Raw genomic sequence first — 23,119 nt, 5'->3', positions numbered from 1 at the left:
GTGTATTGCAAAGGTCAAATAGCAACAATTTTTTCCGTGCTTTCCGCTAAGCTAGGCACAAAATGACAAACGGAAAGTAATGATGAATAGCGCATGGGTAAAACACGCGATCAGTGAAATTAATGCCGATTATCAGCGTTCGGCCGACACGCACCTGATTCGTCTGATGCTGCCAGCCTTCCCCGGCATTCAGCTGTATCTGAAAGATGAAAGTACACACCCGACCGGAAGCCTCAAGCACCGCCTGGCGCGCTCGCTGTTTTTGTACGGCTTATGCAACGGCTGGATCAAAGAAGGCACCACGATCATTGAATCCTCGTCGGGATCGACGGCTGTATCAGAAGCCTATTTTGCCCGCCTGCTCGGCCTGCCGTTTATCGCGGTAATGCCTTCCTGCACCGCGAAACGCAAAATTGAGCAGATTGAATTTTACGGCGGTCGCTGTCACTTCGTGGAAAGCGCCTGCGAAATTTATGAGGCCTCTGAAATGCTGGCCCGCGAACTGAACGGCCATTATATGGATCAGTTCACCTTCGCCGAACGCGCCACCGACTGGCGCGGCAATAACAATATCGCCGACAGCATTTTCCGCCAGATGCAGCACGAGCCAAACCCGGTTCCGGCGCATATCGTGATGAGCGCGGGCACTGGCGGCACCTCTGCCACCATCGGGCGCTACATTCGCTGTCAGGGGTATGACACGCAGTTAACGGTGGTTGATCCGCAGAACTCGGTGTTTCTGGACTTCTGGCAGCAGCGCGACAGCACGTTGCGCAGCCCGGTGGGTAGCAAAATTGAAGGGATCGGTCGCCCGCGCGTCGAGCCGTCGTTTATTCCTGACGTGGTCGACAACATGCTGCGCGTTCCGGATGCCGCGAGCGTCGCCACTGCACACTGGCTGGAAACTCAGCTCGGCCGTAAAGTGGGGGCTTCAACGGGCACCAATATGTGGGGAGCGTTGCAACTGGCCGCGCAGATGAGCAACGCTGGCCAGACCGGCTCGATTGTGACACTGCTGTGCGACAGCGGCGAACGCTATCTGGAAACCTACTACAACCCGCAGTGGGTCGCGGCCAATATCGGTGAACTGGCACCGTGGCAGTCGGCGCTGGCTGAACTCCTCGGGCAGTAATGTTTTTTGCCCGGCGGCATAAGCTCGCCGGGCGATGGCTAGCCGATCAGCAACAGGCAGGAGAGATCGTCCCCGGCGTTGATCATGTCGATCGCCTTGTTCATTCGCTGGTCGAGCGTCGATGAGTGCAACGTTTTCTCGGCCAGGCTTGCCAGAGTCTTCAGTACCAACGGTTGATCCACCTCCTCCGTCAGCGACTTCACGCTGAGCAGATGCTTGATGTAAAAATAGTCCAGCACCATACGATAAAACTGGCGCATGACGGTGGTGACATCGGTTCCCGGGAAGTGGCTGTGATAAATCTTGTAGAGCAGATAGTTGCGCAGCACGTGCGGGGCCGCCAGGCAGGAAGTCTGGCGTAGCGTCAGCCATTGCGCATCGATGGTGGCGAATTTCTCGCCCAGCGCCGCCCCGTCCTGCAGTTCTGCCACGTTAAGGAATTCCGCTACCTGCCGATGCCCCTGGGTGACATAGCCATCGCGGGAGGCATCATTGGCCACCAACGAGCCCAATACCGCCAGAGCACGCACTTTCAGCGCCAGTGACTGAGCAGACGGCTGGGCGGTTAACAGGCTCTCCCCGGTCTGCAAGTCAGTCAATAGCAGATGGTAATACGCTTGTGCCTCATCAAAGCGCTGATGCAGATTAAACTCGATGCGCTGCAGGTAGAGTATAAAGTGCGCCAGCGCCATCAGGTTTTCTTCGATATTGTGCGTTTGGGCCTGAATCAGGTTCCACGCAAACAGATGGATAACCTGGCTGACCTGACTTACCGGCTGACGTTGACCAATCAGATTGGTTTTGGCGTTCGCCAACAGCTGTTCACTCTCATGCTGCATCATGCTGTCAGCGTCAAACAGCACCAGCCTTGCCACTTCCGGACAGGACAGGGTCATCGAATGGCGTGTCTCATCGGCATAACGGCGGGTAATTCGCGGGTAGATTGCGCAGGTGGGCGACAGCGCTTGCTCCCCGAGTTCGCGTTGGACGCTACACAGCTTGTTCTCATCAATAAACGGGCACTGACCCTGTGTATCAAACGTAATCACGGAATAGTGATTCTTACCCTTGCGGGTTGGCCGGAGATGCGCTTTGGCGATGGATGAAATCTGGGTATTGTCGGCGTTCAGGTAGCGATGGTGGGTTTTCTTCTCAATAAAAATGTTCCAGCCCTGACAGCAGGAGATCAGGCATTCCGCGCCTACACACTTAAACCTTTCGACGAAAGCAGGTTTAATGACTTTATGAATTTGCATAATCTTTCTTCACATTCAAAAAGCGAAAAATAGCATGCGTATTCAGGATGCTGATAACGCCATCAGCGCGCGTTTCCGGGAGTAATTCAGTACGTCAGCCGCGGTAGAAAAGAAAAAAGCCAGACATCACAGGATGCCTGGCTCGCCGGAAGGGTCTCATTCATTCGGGGGAATAAGGGAGATGTGGTGTATCCAGCCAATGCGTTAAAAAGTGGGAAACCGCCTGATTCTGGCAGTGTCCGATAACCGGTAGGTGCGGTAACGCCGCTTTCAACTGCGGCATGGCGTTGCCCATGATCAGCCCTTTGCCAACCGATCCCAGCATTTCGCTGTCATTCATCGCATCACCAAATGCCATGCAGTCCGCCAAAGTCATACCCAGATGTTGGCTCAGGGTCGACAGCGCCGCGCCTTTGTTACAGCCTACCGGCAGCACCTCCAGGCACTCCACCGCCGAGAAGGTGAGATGGGCGCGAGCGCCTAACGCATCATTGAGCTGAATGCGCAGGCGGCTCAGATCCTGGTGATCGCCGCAGAAGCAGATCTTGGTGACCTCGTGTGCAGGCAGCCGTTTGAAATCACACAGCTGATAGCGGAAACCGCTGTAGACGTGGGCATGCAGTATTTCGGGGATATCCTTGTCCGTCAGCCAGCCGCGATCGTTAAAGACATGCATACTGGCCTGGGTGTCCCAGTGGCTATGGAGCACAAGATCCGCCACCTCAGGATCTAAATCGCTGCGGTGCAGGACATCCCCTTCCAGAGAGTGAATGCGCGTCCCGTTTCCGGTTATCAGGAATGCATCCAGCGAGAGGTTGCCAATTAAATGACGCATCTCGAGGACATGTCGACCGGTGGCAAACGTCAGGGTAATGTCCCGCTCATGCAGGCGCTTTAAGGTACTCAGCGTTTGCTCACCCAGGCGATGGTCGGGCATTAATAATGTCCCGTCCATATCAAATGCAGCCAGTCTTGCCATGTTCTTCCCCGGAAGTGTGATGAGTGTCGCTTGTGCGAAAGTATCGCCTGAGATATACGGAAGGAATAGTGAATGAATGATATTTATTGTTCCGGGTTTATTTAAGGACAGGCGATGCGCCAACTCAACCGACTGAATCAGTTCCAGCGCCTGTGGCAGCCCTCCGCAGGTGTGCCGCAGCAGATAACCGTCGCCGAACTGGCTGAGCGCTGTTTTTGCAGCGAGCGACACGTCCGCACGCTGCTGCGTCAGGCGCAGGATGCGGGCTGGCTACACTGGCAGGCGCAGTCCGGGCGCGGAAAACGTGGCACATTGACCTTTTACGTCACCCCCGACAGCTTGCGAAACGAGATGATGGAGCAGGCGCTGACGCTCGGGCAGCAACAAAATGCGCTGGAGCTGGCCCAGCTGGCGGCCCCCGAGCTGCGGGCGCTGCTGCACCCCTTTCTCGGCGGTCAATGGCAGAACAACACCCCGACGTTACGTATCCCGTACTATCGCCCGCTCGAGCCCCTGCATCCTGGTTTTTTACCCGGGCGCGCCGAACAGCATCTGGCCGGGCAGATATTCTCAGGCTTGACCCGATTCTCTCAAGGCCACGATGAGCCTGTGGGCGATTTAGCCCATCACTGGGAGGTGTCGGCCGACGGTTTGCGCTGGCAGTTTTACATTCGCTCTACACTGCACTGGCACAATGGCGATCCGGTAGATACCGCGCAGCTTCATCAACGTCTCGACATGCTGTTGAGCCTGCCCGCTCTGCGGACGCTGTTCGCCAGCGTGCAGCGCATTGACGTCACGCACGCCCAGTGTCTGACCTTTACGCTGGTTAAACCGGACTACTGGCTGGCGCACCGTCTGGCCAGCTATTGCAGCGTGCTGGCGCATCCGGATAACCCGACGCTCGGCACCGGGCCTTTCCGACTGAAAATCTTTGAACCGGAGCTGGTGCGCCTCGAAAGCCACAGCCGCTATCATCTGAGTCACCCGCTGTTACAAACCATCGAATACTGGATAACGCCGCAGCTATTTGAGCAGGATTTAGGCACCAGCTGCCGTCATCCGGTTCAACTGGCGATTGGCGAAGCGGACGACCTGCGCAAACTACGCCTGGTCAGCAACAGTATCAGCCTCGGCTTTTGCTATCTGACGCTGCGTAAAAGCCCACGTCTGACAACTGCGCAAGCACAAAAGCTGATTGCGCTGATTCACCGCAGTTCGCTGATGCAAACCCTGCCGCTAGATGAAAGCCTGATTACCCCCAGCCATGAACTGCTGCCAGGCTGGCGCATTCCGTTGGCGGAAGATACGTCCACGGTCACCTTCCCTGCTGCCCTGACGCTTATCTATCATCTGCCGGTGGAACTCCATACCATGGCAGAACAGCTCCGCCAGGCGCTGGCGGAAAAGGGTTGCGAACTGACGGTCATTTTCCACGATGCCAAAACCTGGGACAACTGTCCTGACCTGGCGAAGGCCGATGTGATAATGGGAGACAGGCTGATTGGCGATACGCCTGAATATACGCTCGAGCAATGGTTGCGCTGCGATCCTCTGTGGCCACATACCCTTAGTGCCGCGCAGTACGCCCATCTTCAGGCCACGCTCGACGCGGTTCAGTCGCAGAAAAACACGGCTTCGCGCCATGCCGCCTTACAAAACGTCTTTCATCATCTGATGGAAAATGCCGTTCTGACGCCGTTGTTTAACTATCAGTACAAAATCAGTGCCCCGCCGGGCGTGAACGGTATTCGCCTTAACGCCCGTGGCTGGTTTGATTTTACGGAGGCCTGGCTGCCCGCTTCGACCAACGCATAAAGCATGTCTTGTAGCTGGTCGACGTCGCCCACAGGCGCTACCATAGTGTTTTCTTCAATATCGACAGGATTTACTATGAAACGCGCCGTTGTGGTCTTTAGCGGAGGACAGGACTCCACTACTTGTCTGGTTCAGGCTTTACAGCAGTATGACGAAGTGCACTGCGTGACGTTTGATTATGGCCAGCGCCATCGCGCGGAGATTGATGTGGCGCGGGAACTGGCACTGAAACTCGGCGCACGTGCGCATAAGGTGCTGGACGTGACGCTGTTGAATGAACTGGCGGTGAGCAGCCTGACCCGCGACAGCATTCCGGTTCCTGACTATGAACCTGAGGCCAACGGCATTCCAAATACCTTTGTGCCGGGCCGTAACATTCTGTTCTTAACTCTGACCGCAATTTACGCTTATCAGGTTAAAGCGGAAGCGGTGATCACCGGCGTGTGTGAGACCGACTTCTCCGGCTACCCGGACTGCCGCGATGAGTTTGTTAAAGCGCTCAATCATGCGGTGAACCTGGGCATGGCGAAAGATATCCGCTTTGAAACGCCGCTGATGTGGCTTGATAAAGCACAAACGTGGGCGCTCGCCGATTACTGGGGCCATCTTGATAGGGTTCGCAGCGAAACCCTCACCTGCTACAACGGTATTAAAGGCGACGGCTGTGGGCATTGCGCGGCCTGTTCCCTGCGGGCCAACGGCCTGAACCATTACCTGGCGGATAAAGCCGGGGTGATGGCCGCCATGAAGGCGAAAACCGGACTGAAATAAAGGCGCTACCCCGGCGGTGAATGGCTTGCCGGGGTTATCATGATGGTTACTCGACCATCGCTTCCAGGTGTTCCCGCAGTTCCCCTTCCAGCGCCAGTGCTTTTTGCGTTTTCAAATCAATACAGACAAAGGTGATCAGCGCGTCTGCCACCACCTGGCCTTCAGGCTCCAGCGTCACCACCTGACTCAGTACGCCGCTTTTCCCGTTGAGTTGCTGCACTTTGCTGGTCACCGTCAGCAGGTCACCCAGCACCGCCGGGCGGCGATAGTTGATGTTGATATTCACCACCACAAACGCGATGTGATGACGGCTCATCCACTGAAAACCCTCACTGCTTTCCAGCCCATCCCAACGGGCTTCTTCGAGGAACTCGAGATAGCGAGCGTTATTAACGTGTTGATAAACATCCAGGTGATATCCACGAACTTTAATTTGAGTCTGCATAGCGCCATAGCCTTTGTTATTTATAGAGTCAGAGGTCGCACACTGGTACGACCTCTTTAGTCTGGCATTTTTTTGCTACTGTGCAAACTTCCCGTGCGGTCAGAGCATCAGATGTGAAAGATTTCTTTCGACCAATGCACCACCCATTCCGGGCACCTGGCGGAGATCGTCAAGGGTTTTAAACGGGCCATACTCTTCGCGATAGCTGACGATGGCCTGCGCTTTTTTGAGGCCGACGCCATTCATTGCCTGAGCCAGTTCCTCGGCGCTGGCGGTGTTGATGCTGACCTTGTCGCCAGAGTTTTTGTCCTGAGGGAGTGAGGCGCTGCTTTTGTCAGTTGCAGTCGGTGGCGTTGCCGTGGTTTTCGATTCCGCCTGCGCTTTGCCTGAAGAGGTTGCCGCATAAGCGTGTGAGCCGAGCCCGGTAAAGGCGACGGTAAGAACGAGTAGTAATGTTTTGATTCCTGATTTCATGCTGTTATCTCCTTGTTGGTTGACAGCGAAGCCACCTTATCCAGCCGGAGTGAACAGTACAAAAGGCAAAGATCAAAATTGGAAAAGGCCGCGAAAGCGGCCTTTGAATATTGCAGTGCGTTACTAAAATCTGCGAGCGTGCTCGACGTTATTGCTGTTGTTCCGCAATACTGCCCAGCTTGATTTTCGCTTCTTTACGCAGGTTCGCCATCAGCGCTTCGAAAGCGACCTGAGCGTTGTTCTGGGTGATACCCTGCACCATCGCTTTCTTCTGTGCTTCCGGCATGGTGCCATCTTTCACTTCGTCCACAGACAGCAGAACCACGTTACCCTGCATATCTGCTCCGACGCCGTAGCTCGGTTTGTCTTTCTGCGGCAGTGGCAGCGTGAACGCGGTCTGGCTCAGCGGATCCTGATCCGTACGGCTCAGGGTTTTCGCTTCACCGAAGCTCAGGTTCGCGGCTTTCATCGCCTCATCACCTTTACCCGCTTTCAGGGAAGCCAGCACCTTCTCTGCGGTCACGTTCGCTTCCTGCACCGCTTTGGTGTGCTTCACGATGTCAGTCACCTGCGCTTTGACTTCAGCCAGCGGTTTCACGGATTCCGCTTTGTGTTCGCTGACACGCAGAACAAACGCACGATCGCCGTCAACGGTGATGATGTCAGAGTTGCTACCCGGCGTGCCGTTTTGCCCGACCAGACCGCCGTTAAAGATGGCATCAGACACCGGTTTGAAGTTCAGCTCTTCCGGCAGATTGTCGTGACCGAACCAGCCGGTCTCAACCACTTTGATACCGGAAACCTGGGATGCACCTGCCAACGATTCGTTATCGTTGCTGGCGGCATCACTCACTTTCTGCTGCATCGCATAGTAGGCGTCCAGCGCTTTTTCCTGTTTCACTTTCGCGGCGATTTGATCGTGAACTTCAGTCAGCGGTTTCACTTTAGCGGCTTCGCTGTCATCAAGACGCGCCACCAGGAAACCCACAGAAGATTTGATAACGCCTGACAGTTGCCCTTTCTCTTTCAGGCCCGCATTTTTCAGCTCATCCGGCGTGGTGGATGCTTCCAGCCAGCCCATATCGCCACCGTTTTTGGCAGAGATAATGTCAGTAGATTTCGCTTTTGCCACGTCAGCAAAGTTCGCGCCTTTGTTGATTTCATCCAGCGCCGCTTTCGCTTCAGCTTCGGTTTTGGTCTGAATCACGCTGTAACGTACGCGCTGCGGCTGAGTGTATTGATCCTGATGCTGATCGTAGTAGGACTGGATCTCGCTATCAGAAGCCGTTTCCTGCAGGCTTGCGGCGTCCATTTTAATGTAGCTGACGCGGAACTGCTCTGGCGCCACGAACTGGTTTTTATGCTGCTCGTAGTAGCTGGTGATTTCCTGATCGCTAACCTGTTGCTTCGCAGCCAGCGCGTTCACATCCAGGGTCGCTTCACGCACGATGCGCTGCTGAGAAACCAGCGCGGCCAGTTCGTCAGTCTCGCCAGGGAGCATGAATTCAGACCCGACGATGGCGTTAATCAGCTGCTGAGTGACCAGCTGGTTGCGCAGCGCCTGAGCGTACTGGTCTGTCGTCATGCCCATTTGGCCAACGATACCGCTGAAACGCTGGTTATCGAATTTACCGTTAGCCTGGAATGCCTGAGTTTTGAAGATTGCGTCTTTCACCTGCGCATCGCTGATGCCCAGATTGAGGTGTTTTGCGTACTGATCGAGCAGAGATTCGTCGATAAGACGGTTGAGAACCTGCTGGCGCATGGTTTTCATGTAGTTTTCGTTGGAAGCCAACTCAGAGAACTGATCGCCCAACTGCTGCTGCATGCGGTTTCTTTCGCTGGCAACGGCATTTTCATACTGTGCACGGCCAATTTCCTGGCCATTCACTTTCGCGGCGTAATCTGCGTTACCGCCAATCAGGTAGCCGCTCACGCCGGTCAAAATGAACGACACGATAATGATACCGAAAATAATCTTGAGTACGACGCTATTCGCAGCCGTACGTAAGGAGTCCATCATGGTGTAACAACGCTCCGCTGTAAGTGACTATATACCTCGCACAGCATAGCATGAGAGCCGCCGCGCGTGAGGGCGTATTGTGACAGGAAACCAGTCTATTTGTCAGTCTACTACGCGTCTAAAGTCGCATAAAGTCAGGCTGGAGGAATAAAAAAAGGCACATCTTTTGATGCGCCCTTGTACTTTGTCACATTCCCGGGGAGGGAAAGCGATCAGTTTACCGCGTCTTTCAGTGCTTTACCTGCACGGAAACCCGGCACTTTGGCAGCGGCGATGGTGATCTCTTTACCTGTCTGCGGGTTGCGACCAGTACGGGCAGCACGCTCTTTAACAGCAAAAGTACCAAAACCAACCAGTGCAACGTCATCTCCAGCCTGCAGAGACTCGGTAACGGAAGCGATTAAAGCGTCTAACGCACGTCCAGCAGCAGCTTTAGAGATATCCGCACCTGCAGCAATTTTGTCAATCAGTTGAGATTTATTCACTATTCTCTTCCTCTCTTTATAATTTATATCGCACTGGAATCCTTCGCAATGCGACGGCGCAGCAGTTATATCAGGAGTGTCATGCCCTTACAACACCCGTTGTCTATGACATACCCAACCAGCAATCTAAATTAGCTATACAAAAAAAGGCTGGCAAGTGCGAAATCACCTGCCAGCCCTGTTTTTATTAACGCTCTTTGCGCGAAGTCACTATTTTGCGGTCACAACCTGCATGCCATAAGGCGCATTCTGCAGCGCAAGCGCCAGAACTTCCTCAATTCGCTTAACCGGATGGATATCCAGGTCGGCAATCACGTTATCAGGAATCTCTTCCAAATCGCGTTTATTTTCGTCAGGAATCAGAACTGTCTTAATCCCACCACGGTGAGCCGCCAGCAGTTTTTCCTTCAGACCGCCGATCGGCAGAACCTGACCACGCAGCGTAATTTCGCCGGTCATGGCGACATCAGCGCGTACCGGGTTACCGGTCAGACAAGATACCAGCGCGGTACACATCGCAATACCCGCACTTGGACCGTCTTTCGGCGTTGCCCCTTCCGGTACGTGAACGTGGATGTCGCGTTTTTCGTAGAAGTCGCCGTTGATGCCGAGCTTCTCTGCACGCGCACGTACCACGGTCAGCGCCGCCTGGATGGATTCCTGCATCACTTCACCCAGCGAGCCGGTGTAGGTCAGTTTGCCTTTACCCGGAACGCAGGCGGTTTCGATGGTCAACAGGTCGCCACCTACTTCGGTCCACGCCAGACCCGTCACCTGACCCACGCGGTTTTCGCTGTCTGCACGACCATAGTCGAAGCGCTGTACACCGAGATAGTCATGGAGATTGTCTCCATTGATCTCAATGTGTTTCAGCGTTTTGTCCAGCAACAGCTGTTTGACCGCTTTGCGGCACAGCTTGGAGATTTCACGCTCCAGACTACGCACCCCGGCTTCACGCGTGTAGTAGCGAATGATGCTGATAATGGCGCTATCGTCGACCGTAATTTCGCTTGGTTTCAGCGCGTTACGCTCAATCTGTTTTGACAACAGATGACGTTTGGCAATGTTCAGCTTCTCGTCTTCGGTGTAACCGGACAGACGAATGACTTCCATACGATCCAACAGCGGTGCCGGAATGTTCATGGAGTTAGACGTCGCGACAAACATCACGTCACTGAGGTCGTAATCGACTTCCAGATAGTGATCGTTAAACGCCACGTTCTGTTCTGGATCAAGCACTTCCAGCAGAGCAGACGCTGGGTCGCCGCGCATGTCGGACGACATTTTGTCGATTTCATCCAGCAGGAAAAGCGGGTTTTTAACGCCTACTTTCGCCATTTTCTGGATGAGTTTGCCCGGCATAGAACCGATGTAGGTCCGGCGGTGACCGCGAATTTCCGCTTCGTCACGCACGCCGCCCAGCGCCATACGGATATATTTACGTCCGGTGGCTTTGGCAATCGACTGACCCAGAGAAGTTTTACCCACCCCTGGAGGCCCAACCAGGCACAGAATCGGCCCTTTGAGCTTGTTCACGCGGCTCTGGACTGCGAGATACTCAAGGATGCGGTCTTTCACGCGTTCCAGACCGTAGTGGTCGGTATCGAGGATCTCTTGCGCCTGACGCAGGTCTTTTTTGACTTTGCTGCGTGCGGTCCATGGAACCTGCACCATCCAGTCAATGTAGCCACGCACGACGGTGGCTTCAGCCGACATCGGCGACATCATTTTCAGCTTCTGCAGCTCAGCTTCAGCCTTCTCTTTTGCCTCTTTCGGCATTTTAGAGGCGTCAATTTTACGCTTCAGCGCTTCGTTTTCGTCCGGCGCATCGTCCATCTCGCCGAGTTCTTTCTGAATGGCCTTCATTTGCTCGTTCAGATAGTACTCACGCTGGGATTTCTCCATCTGCTTTTTAACGCGGTTGCGAATGCGTTTCTCAACCTGCAGCAGATCGATTTCCGATTCCATCATCGCCATCAGGTATTCCAGACGTTCGTTGATGTCGGACATTTCCAGCACAGACTGCTTATCAGACAGCTTAAGCGGCATGTGTGCGGCGATGGTGTCCGCCAGACGCGCAGGATCGTCGATGCTATTGAGCGACGTCAGCACTTCCGGTGGGATTTTCTTGTTGAGCTTGATATAGCCTTCAAACTGGCTAATGGCCGTGCGGACCAATACTTCCTGCTCACGCTCGTCGATAGCCGGAGACTCGAGGTATTCCGCTTTCGCCGAGAAATGTTCACCGTCGTCAGACAGCGCGGAAATACGCGCACGCTGCAGGCCCTCAACCAACACTTTAACCGTGCCGTCAGGGAGTTTCAGCATCTGCAAAATAGAGGCCACGGTCCCGACGGTGAAAAGATCGTTTACACCCGGCTCATCCGTTGACGCGTCTTTCTGAGCAACCAGCATGATTTTTTTATCATGGTCCATGGCCGCTTCCAGACAACGGATAGATTTTTCCCGCCCTACAAATAAGGGAATGACCATGTGCGGATAAACCACCACATCGCGCAATGGCAATACGGGGATTTCAATGCGTTCAGAACGCTCAGGATTCATAGAGCTCTCTCTTAGTTTAATGTCCGCCAGGTAGTCAATGGCGACACTGTGCTTCACGCCATCGTTAACATGTAATCCAGTATATGGGGATGTTTCCCACACATTCAACGGCAGGAATACAGGAAAAGTAAAAGGGGGATAAAATATCCCCCTTTTAGTTAAATGACTGAGTGAATTGGTTAATTATTCACCAGAAGCCTGCTGAGTTTCGGTCGCACCGTAAATCAGCAGCGGCTTGGTTTGCCCTTCGATGACGGACTCGTCGATAACCACTTTCTCAACGTCTTCCATCGATGGAAGGTCGTACATGGTATCGAGCAGTGCCGCTTCGACGATGGAACGCAGACCACGGGCACCGGTTTTACGGGCCATCGCCTTACGCGCAATCGCATCCAGCGCTTCGTCACGGAACTCTAAATCCACGCCTTCAAGGCTGAACAGCGCTTGGTACTGCTTGGTCAGCGCATTTTTCGGCTCTTTCAGAATCTGAATCAGCGCGTCTTCGCTCAGTTCATTGAGGGTAGCAACGACCGGCAGACGACCGATGAATTCAGGGATCAGACCAAATTTGATCAGGTCACCCGGTTCAACCTGCTCCAGCAGTTCGCCTTCGTTCGCCTTTTCGGATTTCGCTTTCACCGTCGCACCAAAACCAATACCAGAACCGGTTTCTACGCGGTTGGCGATCACTTTATCGAGACCGGCAAACGCGCCGCCACAGATAAAGAGGATCTTCGAGGTATCAACCTGCAGGAATTCCTGCTGCGGATGCTTACGGCCACCCTGCGGTGGAACGGCGGCAACGGTGCCTTCGATGAGCTTCAGCAAGGCCTGCTGTACGCCTTCGCCGGACACATCACGGGTAATCGACGGGTTATCCGATTTACGGGAAATTTTGTCGATTTCATCGATGTAAACAATCCCGCGCTGCGCTTTCTGCACGTCGTAATCGCACTTCTGCAGCAGTTTCTGGATGATGTTTTCTACATCTTCACCAACATAACCGGCTTCGGTCAGCGTGGTGGCATCGGCCATCGTGAACGGGACATCCAGCAGGCGCGCCAGCGTTTCCGCCAGCAGCGTTTTACCGGAACCGGTCGGGCCAATCAGCAGAATGTTACTTTTGCCAAGCTCAACGCCGTTACTGGTATCGCCGTTACGCAGACGTTTGTAGTGGTTATAAACCGCAACAGCCAGCACTTTTTTCGCCCGTTCCTGACCGATAACATAATCGTCCAGGTGATGGCGGATTTCATGCGGCGTCGGCAGAGCACTACGTTCACGATGCGGGGCCACTTCTTTAATTTCTTCGCGAATGATGTCGTTACATAAGTCAACGCATTCGTCGCAGATATACACGGACGGCCCGGCGATCAGCTTACGCACTTCGTGCTGGCTTTTGCCGCAAAAAGAGCAATACAACAGTTTGCCTGAACCATCTTTGCGTTTATCTGTCATGAGTACAAACCTCTTTCTAAGTTCTTTGTGCCGCACATGACGACGCAAATGCCAGTTTAACGGAATGCCGCCACCTTCAGTATAGCGGCACTCGACGCAGTGGCATTATTTACGATGGGTCAAAATGGAGTCGACCAGACCGTACTCAACTGCTTCAGAAGCAGCAAGGAAGCGGTCACGCTCGGTGTCGCGCTCAATCTGCTCAAGAGATTGACCCGTGTGTTGCGCCATAAGTTCATTCATGCGCGCTTTAACTTTCAGGATTTCTCTGGCGTGGATTTCGATATCCGTCGCCTGGCCCTGGTAGCCGCCTAGCGGCTGGTGAATCATCACGCGGGAGTTCGGCAGGCAGAAACGCTTGCCCTTCGCCCCTGCGGTCAACAGGAATGCACCCATTGAACATGCCTGCCCCATACAAATGGTGCTGACATCTGGCTTGATGAATTGCATGGTGTCATAGATTGACATCCCAGCAGTGATGACGCCGCCCGGTGAGTTGATGTACAGATAAATGTCTTTTTCCGGGTTTTCCGCTTCCAGAAACAGCATCTGCGCCACAATCAGGTTCGCCATGTGGTCTTCCACCTGGCCGGTCAGAAAGATAACGCGCTCCTTGAGCAGACGGGAGTAGATATCAAAAGAACGTTCACCGCGTGAGGTCTGTTCGATGACCATTGGCACCAGGGCCATATGGGGTGCAAAGTTATCTCGTTCGCCACTGTATGACATGTCCGTCTCCTGGATATAAAGTGAAAAGACCTGCTGTACTGATTGTAACCTTGCGGACGGATCGTCAGCCAGTCAATGTAATGCTATCCCTTGTTATGGGGATCAAACTACCCTATTTCAAGCATAACAATATTTTGCTGTTACGCTAACACCGAAACGCCGTTTTGGCACGTATCGTCCTCTATTACAGCAATAAAAAAACCCGTTACCAAAGGGCAACGGGTTTTTTGCTCAAACTTTAAACCGTGAGGGCGTTAATTACGCCTGCTGGTTCATCAGTTCGTTGAAAGAAGTCGCTTTTTCAGACACTTTCGCTTTGTTCAGAACGGCTTCAACAGCCTGCTCTTCCAGAGCTACGTTGCGCATGTTGTCCATCAGCTCTTTGTTTTTGCTGTAGAACTCGATAACTTCTTTCGGATCTTCGTACGCAGAAGCCATCTCTTCGATCAGGCCTTTAACGCGCTCTTCGTCAGCTTTCAGCTCGTTGGTGCGAATCACTTCGCCCAGCAGCAGACCAACGACAACACGGCGTTTAGCCTGCTCTTCGAACAGTTCGCGTGGCAGTTCCATAGCCTGTTTGGCGTTGCCACCAAAACGCTGTGCAGCCTGCTGACGCAGTACGTCGATTTCGCCGTCGATCAGGGCCGCAGGAACGTCGATGTTGTTGGCGTTAACCAGACCTTCGATCGCCTGAGACTTGATGCGGTTTTTCACAGCGCCTTTCAGCTCGCGCTCCATGTTTTTACGCACTTCAGCGCGCAGACCGGCAACGGAACCATCTTCAACGCCGAAACGTTTGATGAATTCTTCAGTCAGTTCAGGCAGCTCACGCTCTTCCACTTTCTTCAGGTTGATGGCGAATTTCGCCGCTTTACCTTTCAGGTTTTCAGCGTGGTACTCTTCAGGGAAGGTCACGTCGATGGTGAACTCTTCGCCTGCTTTGTGGCCTTTGATACCGTCTTCAAAGCCTGGGATCATACGACCCTGGCCCATTGCCAGTACGAAATCGGTCGCTTTGCCGCCTTCGAACTCTTCACCATCAACGGAACCGGAGAAGTCAACGGTCACGCGATCTTCATCAGCAACAGCGCCGTCTTTATCTTTCCAGGTCGCCTGCTGCTTGCGCAGAGTGTCCAGCATGCCGTCAACGTCAGCGTCGGTCACTTCAACAACCGGTTTTTCAACTTCGATTGCGTCCAGACCCTGCAGCTCAACTTCTGGGTACACTTCGAACTCAACAGAGTAAGTGAAGTCTTCATCCTGTTTGTACTCGCCCGGAACATAGGTCGGGGAGCCTGCTGGATTGATTTTCTCTTTGATGATCGCATCAACGAAGTTGCGGCTCATCAGGTCACCCAGCACGTCCTGGCGAACAGAGGCGCCATAACGCTGAGCAACAACATTCATCGGTACTTTCCCTTTACGGAAACCGTCGATGCGAACTTTTTTCGCTACGTTGACCAGCTCGCTTTTTACAGCGTTTTCGATGCTGTCAGCAGCGATAGTAATCGTTACACGGCGGCCAAGGCCCTGAGTGGTTTCAACTGAAACTTGCATCTTGTTACCTCAAAAAAATCACTAGTGCTCGGTCAACTCTGGAAGCACGTATCGATGGCTTCGCAGAACCGGGATGTTCGCTTCAATGCAGAAGTACAATCCCTGTTGCCAGAATCATCCCGAAGACATTCCGAAAATAAGACGCAGCATTATAGCGGCATCACAGTAGTGAGTCGAGAACGGGAATGGCGCAGGGATGCGCCATTTTTCACAGTTTTGCGGTAATTTTGCCCCACAAAATGCGTTGCTCGCTCAAAATCCGAACAAAACAAAACGGCCCGCAGGCCGTTTCTCATTTAATCTGTACGCAACATACTGGAAAAGTTCCGGCAGTTGCAAATGCGAATTTTACGCGATACTGCCTGCGCCGCGACATGGCGGGGAGGCAAAAACAGTATCCTGCAACCCTTCCCACTCCTTCACGGTGTAGGTGTGCAGCGCCAGCGCATGCACGGTAGTGGACAATTCAGCGGTTAAGGTGCCGTAAATCATTCGGTGACGATTCAGAAAACGTTCTCCGGCAAAGCGATCGCTGACCAGCACCACTTTAAAGTGACTTTCGGAGCCGGCCGGGACATTGTGGCGATAACTTTCGTCCACCACTTCGAGGAATAAGGGTTCAAAGGCTGCCCTTAATTTTTGTTCTATCTGTTCACGTATCATCATGAATTTACTCCTTCGACAACGCTGAGATGCCGCCCTTCCCTTTAAATGTTAGCCGCTTTTACCGTTTCCATTACATCAAGACAACAAAAATTTAGCTTTCGTCTTTTTTTCTCAGTCAAATGGATGAACTTTACGGACTCCTCTGAGGGATCCTTCGCAAAAAAGAGGTCGAAATCGTACTTGCGCTCAGAAAACATTCAACACGATGAATTTACATGCGTTGCCCACTTCCCCTCGCCGATGGCGATGTTATGATGGCGAGAATTTTTCGCCCGTTGAACCACAGTGACGCTGAGAGTCTGAACATGTTAAAAAAAATCCTCTTCCCGTTGGTTGCGATGTTTATGCTGGCCGGTTGTGCCAAGCCGCAGACCACGATTGATGTTTCCCCAAAAATCACCCTGCCTTCACAGGATCCAAGCCTGATGGGTGTAACCGTCAGCATCAACGGCGCGGATCAGCGTCCGGACCAGGCGCTGGCGAAAGTGACCCGCGATAACCAGCTGGTGACCCTGACCGCTTCCCGTGATCTGCGTTTCCTGCTGCAGGAAGTGCTTGAGAAGCAGATGACCGCGCGCGGTTACATGGTGGGACCTAACGGTGCCGTTGATCTGCAAATCATCGTCAACAATCTGTATGCCGACGTGACGCAGGGTAATGTCCGTTACAACATCGCGACCAAAGCTGACATCGCTATCATCGCTACCGCCAAGAACGGTAACAAGATGACTAAAAACTACCGCGCAAGCTATCAGGTTGAAGGGGCGTTCACCGCCAACAATCAGAACATTGCCAATGCGGTTAACAGCGTGCTGACGGATACCATTTCCGATATGGCGCAGGACACCAGCGTCCACGACTTCATCAAACAGAACGCGCGTTAAGTTAATACTGACCCGGCCAAGTCGCCGGGTCAGTTACCTATTGCCATGCCTAATCACTACTTTCGTTTCTTCCAGCAACCAAAATCAGCCATTCTGCTGATACTCGGTTTCGCCTCCGGTTTACCGCTGGCGCTCACCTCCGGTACGCTTCAGGCGTGGATGACCGTTGAGAATATCGATCTTAAAACCATTGGTTTTTTCTCTCTTGTCGGCCAGGCCTACGTCTTTAAATTCCTCTGGTCGCCAATGATGGACCGCTATACGCCGCCGTTCTTAGGGCGTCGTCGTGGTTGGTTGCTGACCACGCAGGTTCTGTTATTACTCTCCATTGCGGCCATGGGCTTCCTTGAACCCTCCTCGCAGCTACGCTGGATGGCGGCACTCGCGGTCGTCATTGCCTTCTGCTCTGCTTCGCAAGACATCGTCTTCGATGCCTGGAAAACCGACGTGCTCCCGCCGGAAGAGCGCGGTACTGGCGCGGCCATCAGCGTGCTCGGCTATCGTCTGGCTATGCTGGTGTCCGGTGGACTGGCGCTGTGGCTGGCGGATCAGTGGCTGGGCTGGCAGGCCATGTACTGGCTGATGGCCGCCCTGATGATCCCGTGCATCATCGCCACCCTTTTCGCGCCTGAACCGAGCGACGTCATTCCGGCCCCCAAAACGCTGGAACAGGCGGTGGCCGAGCCGCTGCGTGATTTCTTTGGCCGTAATAATGCGTGGCTGATTCTGCTGCTGATTGTCCTTTATAAGCTCGGCGATGCCTTTGCGATGAGCCTGACCACCACCTTCCTTATTAGAGGGGTGGGTTTTGACGCAGGTGAAGTCGGCGTTGTGAATAAAACGCTTGGGCTATTTGCCACCATCCTCGGGGCATTGTACGGCGGCGTGCTGATGCAACGTTTATCGCTGTTCCGGGCATTGCTGATATTCGGCATATTGCAAGGCGCGTCGAATGCCGGTTACTGGCTACTGTCGATTACTGACAAAAGCATGCTGAGCATGGGCACCGCAGTCTTTTTCGAAAACCTGTGCGGGGGGATGGGGACATCGGCGTTTGTCGCCTTATTAATGACGCTGTGCAATAAGTCCTTCTCGGCGACGCAGTTTGCGTTGCTGTCGGCACTCTCTGCGGTCGGTCGGGTGTATGTCGGGCCGATCGCCGGTTGGTTTGTTGAAGCCCACGGCTGGCCAACGTTCTATTTGTTCTCGGTTTTCGCCGCCATTCCAGGGCTGTTACTGCTGCTGCTGTGTCGGCAAACGCTGGAATACACCTGGCAGAGTGAAAGCTTTATGCCGCGCACCGAATTTAAAGCCGGGTATTCTGTGGCGCTGAAGATCCTCGGCATTGGCTGTTTGATTCTGGGTGTCTGGCTGATGTTACTGATTCTGAATGCGCTCGACCTGACCGCCTTCTCCTTCCTGACTGGCCTGCTCGAAATCGGCGCCGTGATAGCCATTTTCGGCATCGTTTTGGGCGGCGTTCTTGATGCGCTGGCATTACGGAAAACCCATCTGGCATGAACAAGAAATAATCGAATACGCCGTTGTAGTTACTTCCAGTAATTATAACGGCGTTGTTTTATTCTTTTTTTTCCGATTGTTATTTTGTGCGTTATATAAATTCGGAAATTACTGGCGCCTTTTGAGTTTCGGCATATTTCCTTAACCGATTCAGCTAATGACGGATTATTTTTTTGTTTTTGTCATGTCGTTAACTTGATAATTAATTGTTAATCAATTGTGCCTTTTTAGCATTGTTTATACTCATTCCCAGAGAAACTCTCTCATTCCTTCCCGTTTGGTTATAACCCCGGCGTAATGCGCTATCCGCCTGGATTTTGGACACAATCAGCAACATCTGTGACAGGCCCGGCAGAACCCGGTAACACCCCAAAGACACTTCCTCAATCATGTTTACAGTAATGTAACCTTCCCGTAAAATGCCCCCACACTTTAAACGCCACCAAATCCCGTGGAATTGAGGTCGTTACATGAGACTCAGGAAATACAATAAAAGTTTGGGATGGTTGTCATTAATCGCAGGCACTGTTTTACTCAGTGGCTGTGATTCTGCGCTACTTGACCCCAAAGGACAGATTGGACTGGAGCAACGTTCGCTGATACTGACGGCATTTGGCCTGATGTTAATCGTCGTGATTCCCGCCGTCTTGATGGCTGTTGGTTTCGCCTGGAAATACCGTGCGAGCAACAAAGATGCGAAGTATAGCCCTAACTGGTCACACTCCAATAAAGTGGAAGCTGTGGTCTGGACGGTGCCTATCCTTATCATCCTGTTCCTTGCCGTGTTGACCTGGAAAACCACTCACGCGCTTGAGCCTAGCAAACCGCTGGCCCATGACGAGAAGCCAATCACTATCGAAGTGGTTTCCATGGACTGGAAATGGTTCTTCATTTATCCGGAGCAGGGCATTGCGACCGTTAACGAAATCGCTTTCCCGGCGAACGTTCCGGTTCAGTTCAAAGTCACCTCCAATTCCGTGATGAACTCGTTCTTTATCCCGCGTCTGGGAAGCCAGATTTATGCGATGGCCGGTATGCAGACAAACCTGCATCTGATTGCCAACGAAGCGGGCACCTACGACGGTATCTCCGCCAGCTACAGTGGCAAGGGCTTCTCTGGTATGAAGTTCAAAGCAACTGCAACACCTGACCGCGCTACGTTCGACCAGTGGGTCGCGAAGGTGAAACAGTCTCAGAGCACCATGAACGATATGGACGCTTACGAGAAACTGGCTGCGCCGAGCGAGTACAACAAGGTGGAATATTTCTCCAGCGTGAAACCCGATTTGTTTAAAGACGTTATTAACAAATACATGGGTCACGGTCACATGGACATGAGCCAACCCGCCGGTGAGCACGCCTCACACGAAGGGATGGAAGGCATGGACATGAGCCACGCGGAAACCGCTCACTAAGGGGCCGAGGAAGAAAACGATGTTCGGAAAATTGACACTGGATGCAGTGCCCTACCATGAACCCATTATCGTGGTTACGGTGGCTGCAATTATCATCGGTGGTGCGGCCCTGCTGGGCCTGATCACTTACTTCGGTAAGTGGAGCTACCTTTGGAAAGAGTGGCTAACTTCGGTTGACCACAAAAAACTGGGCGTGATGTACTGCCTCGTCGGTATCGTGATGCTGATTCGTGGCTTCGCAGATGCCATCATGATGCGTAGCCAGCAGGTTCTTGCCTCGGCGGGTGAAGCCGGCTTCTTGCCACCTCACCACTACGATCAGATCTTTACCGCCCACGGCGTTATCATGATCTTCTTCGTAGCGATGCCATTGGTTATCGGCCTGATGAACGTGGTTGTCCCTCTGCAGATCGGCGCACGCGACGTTGCGTTCCCGTTCCTGAACAACCTCAGCTTCTGGTTCACCGTTGTCGGTGTGATTCTGGTTAACCTGTCTCTCGGTGTGGGCGAGTTCGCACAGACCGGCTGGCTGGCCTATCCGCCGCTGTCAGGCATTGAGTACAGTCCCGGCGTCGGGGTAGATTACTGGATCTGGGCACTTCAGCTCTCCGGTATTGGTACTACGCTGACCGGTATCAACTTCTTCGTGACCATTATCAAGATGCGTGCGCCTGGCATGACCATGTTCAAGATGCCGGTATTTACCTGGGCCTCTCTGTGCGCAAACATCCTGATTATCGCTTCATTCCCGATCCTGACCGTCACCATCGCGCTGCTGACACTTGACCGTTACCTCGGTACCCATTTCTTCACCAACGAAATGGGCGGCAACATGATGATGTACATCAACCTGATCTGGGCCTGGGGCCATCCGGAAGTGTACATTCTGGTTCTGCCAGTCTTCGGTGTGTTCTCTGAAGTTGCAGCAACCTTCTCGCGTAAGCGTCTGTTTGGTTACACCTCTCTGGTGTGGGCAACCGTGTGTATTACCGTTCTGTCGTTCATCGTTTGGCTGCACCACTTCTTCACCATGGGTGCGGGCGCGAACGTAAACGCCTTCTTCGGTATTGCCACCATGATCATCGCAATCCCTACCGGGGTTAAGATTTTCAACTGGCTGTTCACCATGTACCAGGGGCGTATCGTGTTCCATTCTGCGATGCTGTGGACCATCGGCTTTATCGTGACCTTCTCGGTTGGCGGTATGACCGGCGTTCTGCTGGCGGTGCCGGGTGCGGACTTCGTACTCCACAACAGTCTGTTCCTGATTGCCCACTTCCATAACGTAATCATCGGTGGTGTGGTGTTCGGTTGCTTCGCAGGGATCACCTACTGGTGGCCAAAAGCGTTCGGCTTCACGCTGAACGAAACCTGGGGCAAACGCGCATTCTGGTTCTGGATCATCGGCTTCTTCGTCGCATTTATGCCGCTGTACGTGCTGGGCTTCATGGGTATGACCCGTCGCCTGAGCCAGCAGATTGACCCGCAGTTCCACCCAATGCTGGTTGTGGCTGCGTGCGGTGCAGCACTGATTGCCTGCGGTATCCTGTGTCAGCTGATTCAGTACTACGTCTCTATTCGCGACCGCGAACAGAACCGTGACCTGACCGGTGACCCATGGGGTGGCCGTACGCTGGAGTGGGCAACCTCCTCTCCTCCGCCGTTCTACAACTTTGCCCACGTACCGCACATTCATGAGCGTGACGCGTTCTGGGAAATGAAAGAGAAAGGCGAAGCGTACCAAAAACCGGCTGGCTATGAAGAAATCCATATGCCGAAAAACAGCGGTGCAGGTATCGTCATTGCTGCCTTCGCAACGATATTCGGTTTTGCCATGATCTGGCATATCTGGTGGATGGCGATCGTTGGTTTCCTCGGCATCGTTATCAGCTGGATTGTGAAGAGCTTCGACGAGGACGTGGATTACTACGTACCTGTTGCAGAAATCGAGAAACTGGAAAACCAGCATTTCGATGAGATCTCCAAGGCAGGGCTGAAAAATGGCAACTGATACTTTGACTAACGCGCATGCCCACGCGCACGAACATGGGCATCACGATACAGGGCCGATGAAAGTCTTCGGCTTCTGGATCTACCTGATGAGCGACTGCGTTCTGTTCTCTATTCTGTTCGCAACCTACGCGGTGTTGGTTAACAACACTGCGGGTGGCCCGGCAGGTAAGGACATTTTTGAGCTGCCGTTCGTACTGGTCGAAACCGCCCTGCTCCTGTTCAGCTCCATTACTTATGGCATGGCGGCTATCGCCATGTATAAGAACAACAAAAGCCAGGTTATCTCCTGGCTGGCGCTGACCTGGCTGTTTGGTGCAGGCTTCATCGCGATGGAACTCTATGAATTCCATCACCTGATTGCCGAAGGTATGGGTCCGGATCGTAGTGGCTTCCTGTCAGCGTTCTTTGCGCTGGTCGGTACTCACGGTCTGCACGTAACCTCTGGCCTTATCTGGATGGCCGTTCTGATGTTCCAGATAGGCCGTCGCGGCCTGACCAGTACTAACCGTACCCGTATCCTGTGCCTGAGCTTGTTCTGGCACTTCCTGGACGTGGTGTGGATCTGTGTGTTCTCTGTAGTTTACCTGATGGGGGCGATGTAATGAGTCATTCAACCGATCACGGCGCATCCCACGGTAGCGTCAAAACCTACATGACAGGATTTATCCTGTCGATCATCCTGACGGCTATCCCGTTTGCGATGGTGATGAACGGATCTGCGTCCCACATGGCCATGATTGCCTGTGTCCTGGCGGCTGCGGTAGTTCAGATTGTGGTGCATCTGGTGTGCTTCCTGCACATGAACTCCAAGTCAGATGAGGGTTGGAATATGACTGCCTTCATCTTTACTGTGCTAATCATTGCGATTGTGGTGATAGGTTCAATCTGGATCATGTGGAACCTTAACTACAACATGATGGTTCGATAA

General features: G+C 53.2%; 20 protein-coding genes. 9 read left to right on the top strand and 11 right to left on the bottom strand.

Features of this window, described 5'->3' with window-relative positions; all coding sequences use genetic code 11:
* Positions 1-79: 79 nt before the first annotated feature.
* Positions 80-1,132 (top strand): PLP-dependent cysteine synthase family protein, encoded by a 1,053-nt coding sequence (locus ACG0Z5_RS12190; RefSeq protein WP_394447671.1) that lies wholly within the window; start codon positions 80-82, stop codon positions 1,130-1,132.
* A 38-nt stretch (positions 1,133-1,170) separates the two neighbouring features.
* On the opposite strand, the gene fliB is transcribed toward ACG0Z5_RS12190, so the two are convergent.
* Both fliB and cof read right to left on the bottom strand, forming a co-directional pair.
* Entirely contained in the window at positions 1,171-2,388 is a 1,218-nt protein-coding gene (gene fliB / locus ACG0Z5_RS12185) for a flagellin lysine-N-methylase (RefSeq protein ID WP_394447669.1), read from the bottom strand.
* A gap of 160 nt (positions 2,389-2,548) precedes the next feature.
* Complete coding sequence (gene cof, locus ACG0Z5_RS12180; protein ID WP_394447667.1) at positions 2,549-3,367, bottom strand: HMP-PP phosphatase; 819 nt, start codon at positions 3,365-3,367, stop codon at positions 2,549-2,551.
* Positions 3,368-3,481: 114 nt separating this feature from the next.
* Between cof and ACG0Z5_RS12175 the strand changes: the two genes are divergently transcribed.
* Both ACG0Z5_RS12175 and queC read left to right on the top strand, forming a co-directional pair.
* Positions 3,482-5,185, top strand: a complete 1,704-nt coding sequence (locus tag ACG0Z5_RS12175) for an SgrR family transcriptional regulator (RefSeq protein WP_394447665.1) — start codon at positions 3,482-3,484, stop codon at positions 5,183-5,185.
* A 75-nt stretch (positions 5,186-5,260) separates the two neighbouring features.
* Positions 5,261-5,956 carry a 7-cyano-7-deazaguanine synthase QueC gene (gene queC, locus ACG0Z5_RS12170; RefSeq protein ID WP_319626713.1) on the top strand — a complete coding sequence of 232 codons (696 nt, stop codon included), beginning with the start codon at positions 5,261-5,263 and terminating at the stop codon, positions 5,954-5,956.
* A 46-nt stretch (positions 5,957-6,002) separates the two neighbouring features.
* Here the strand turns inward: queC and ACG0Z5_RS12165 are convergent, their stop codons facing one another.
* From ACG0Z5_RS12165 to bolA, 9 genes are all read right to left on the bottom strand, one after another.
* The gene (locus ACG0Z5_RS12165) at positions 6,003-6,401 is read right to left on the bottom strand and encodes a YbgC/FadM family acyl-CoA thioesterase (protein ID WP_394447662.1); all 399 of its coding nucleotides are present in this window, start codon (positions 6,399-6,401) and stop codon (positions 6,003-6,005) included.
* Positions 6,402-6,500: 99 nt separating this feature from the next.
* Positions 6,501-6,875 (bottom strand): helix-hairpin-helix domain-containing protein, encoded by a 375-nt coding sequence (locus tag ACG0Z5_RS12160; protein WP_394447660.1) that lies wholly within the window; start codon positions 6,873-6,875, stop codon positions 6,501-6,503.
* A 148-nt stretch (positions 6,876-7,023) separates the two neighbouring features.
* On the bottom strand, positions 7,024-8,898 hold the full coding sequence (gene ppiD, locus ACG0Z5_RS12155) for a peptidylprolyl isomerase (RefSeq protein WP_394447658.1): 1,875 nt from the start codon (positions 8,896-8,898) through the stop codon (positions 7,024-7,026).
* 212 nt (positions 8,899-9,110) lie between these two features.
* Entirely contained in the window at positions 9,111-9,383 is a 273-nt protein-coding gene (hupB, locus tag ACG0Z5_RS12150; protein WP_002444653.1) for a nucleoid-associated protein HU-beta, read from the bottom strand.
* A gap of 210 nt (positions 9,384-9,593) precedes the next feature.
* Positions 9,594-11,948, bottom strand: coding sequence for an endopeptidase La (gene lon / locus ACG0Z5_RS12145; RefSeq protein ID WP_319626709.1), 2,355 nt, complete (start codon positions 11,946-11,948; stop codon positions 9,594-9,596).
* Positions 11,949-12,131: 183 nt separating this feature from the next.
* On the bottom strand, positions 12,132-13,406 hold the full coding sequence (gene clpX, locus ACG0Z5_RS12140) for an ATP-dependent protease ATP-binding subunit ClpX (protein WP_319626708.1): 1,275 nt from the start codon (positions 13,404-13,406) through the stop codon (positions 12,132-12,134).
* A gap of 105 nt (positions 13,407-13,511) precedes the next feature.
* A complete protein-coding gene (gene clpP / locus ACG0Z5_RS12135) occupies positions 13,512-14,135 on the bottom strand; it encodes an ATP-dependent Clp endopeptidase proteolytic subunit ClpP (RefSeq protein WP_110511663.1) in 624 nt (207 codons plus the stop codon).
* 258 nt (positions 14,136-14,393) lie between these two features.
* Positions 14,394-15,692 (bottom strand): trigger factor, encoded by a 1,299-nt coding sequence (gene tig / locus ACG0Z5_RS12130; protein WP_394447654.1) that lies wholly within the window; start codon positions 15,690-15,692, stop codon positions 14,394-14,396.
* Between the two features lie 348 nt (positions 15,693-16,040).
* Entirely contained in the window at positions 16,041-16,358 is a 318-nt protein-coding gene (gene bolA, locus ACG0Z5_RS12125; protein WP_319626706.1) for a transcriptional regulator BolA, read from the bottom strand.
* 305 nt (positions 16,359-16,663) lie between these two features.
* Between bolA and ACG0Z5_RS12120 the strand changes: the two genes are divergently transcribed.
* From ACG0Z5_RS12120 to ACG0Z5_RS12095, 6 genes are all read left to right on the top strand, one after another.
* Positions 16,664-17,242: a lipoprotein gene (locus tag ACG0Z5_RS12120; RefSeq protein ID WP_319626705.1), complete on the top strand. Its 579-nt coding sequence runs from the start codon at positions 16,664-16,666 to the stop codon at positions 17,240-17,242.
* 45 nt (positions 17,243-17,287) lie between these two features.
* Positions 17,288-18,763, top strand: a complete 1,476-nt coding sequence (gene ampG, locus ACG0Z5_RS12115; RefSeq protein WP_394447651.1) for a muropeptide MFS transporter AmpG — start codon at positions 17,288-17,290, stop codon at positions 18,761-18,763.
* Positions 18,764-19,233: 470 nt separating this feature from the next.
* Complete coding sequence (gene cyoA / locus ACG0Z5_RS12110) at positions 19,234-20,178, top strand: cytochrome o ubiquinol oxidase subunit II (RefSeq protein WP_319626703.1); 945 nt, start codon at positions 19,234-19,236, stop codon at positions 20,176-20,178.
* 19 nt (positions 20,179-20,197) lie between these two features.
* Complete coding sequence (cyoB, locus tag ACG0Z5_RS12105; RefSeq protein WP_394447649.1) at positions 20,198-22,189, top strand: cytochrome o ubiquinol oxidase subunit I; 1,992 nt, start codon at positions 20,198-20,200, stop codon at positions 22,187-22,189.
* Positions 22,179-22,793 carry a cytochrome o ubiquinol oxidase subunit III gene (locus ACG0Z5_RS12100; RefSeq protein WP_394447647.1) on the top strand — a complete coding sequence of 205 codons (615 nt, stop codon included), beginning with the start codon at positions 22,179-22,181 and terminating at the stop codon, positions 22,791-22,793. Before cyoB ends, ACG0Z5_RS12100 begins: the two co-directional genes overlap by 11 nt.
* Positions 22,793-23,119, top strand: a complete 327-nt coding sequence (locus ACG0Z5_RS12095; protein WP_319785416.1) for a cytochrome o ubiquinol oxidase subunit IV — start codon at positions 22,793-22,795, stop codon at positions 23,117-23,119. The genes ACG0Z5_RS12100 and ACG0Z5_RS12095 overlap by 1 nt, the downstream gene beginning before the upstream one ends.

Source organism: Scandinavium sp. M-37, assembly GCF_043558715.1.
In the GTDB taxonomy this organism is placed as follows: Bacteria; Pseudomonadota; Gammaproteobacteria; order Enterobacterales; family Enterobacteriaceae; genus Scandinavium; species Scandinavium vulneris_A.
The sequence above is the reverse complement of the archived record's forward strand: the minus strand, read 5'-3'. Positions and strand labels throughout refer to the sequence as shown.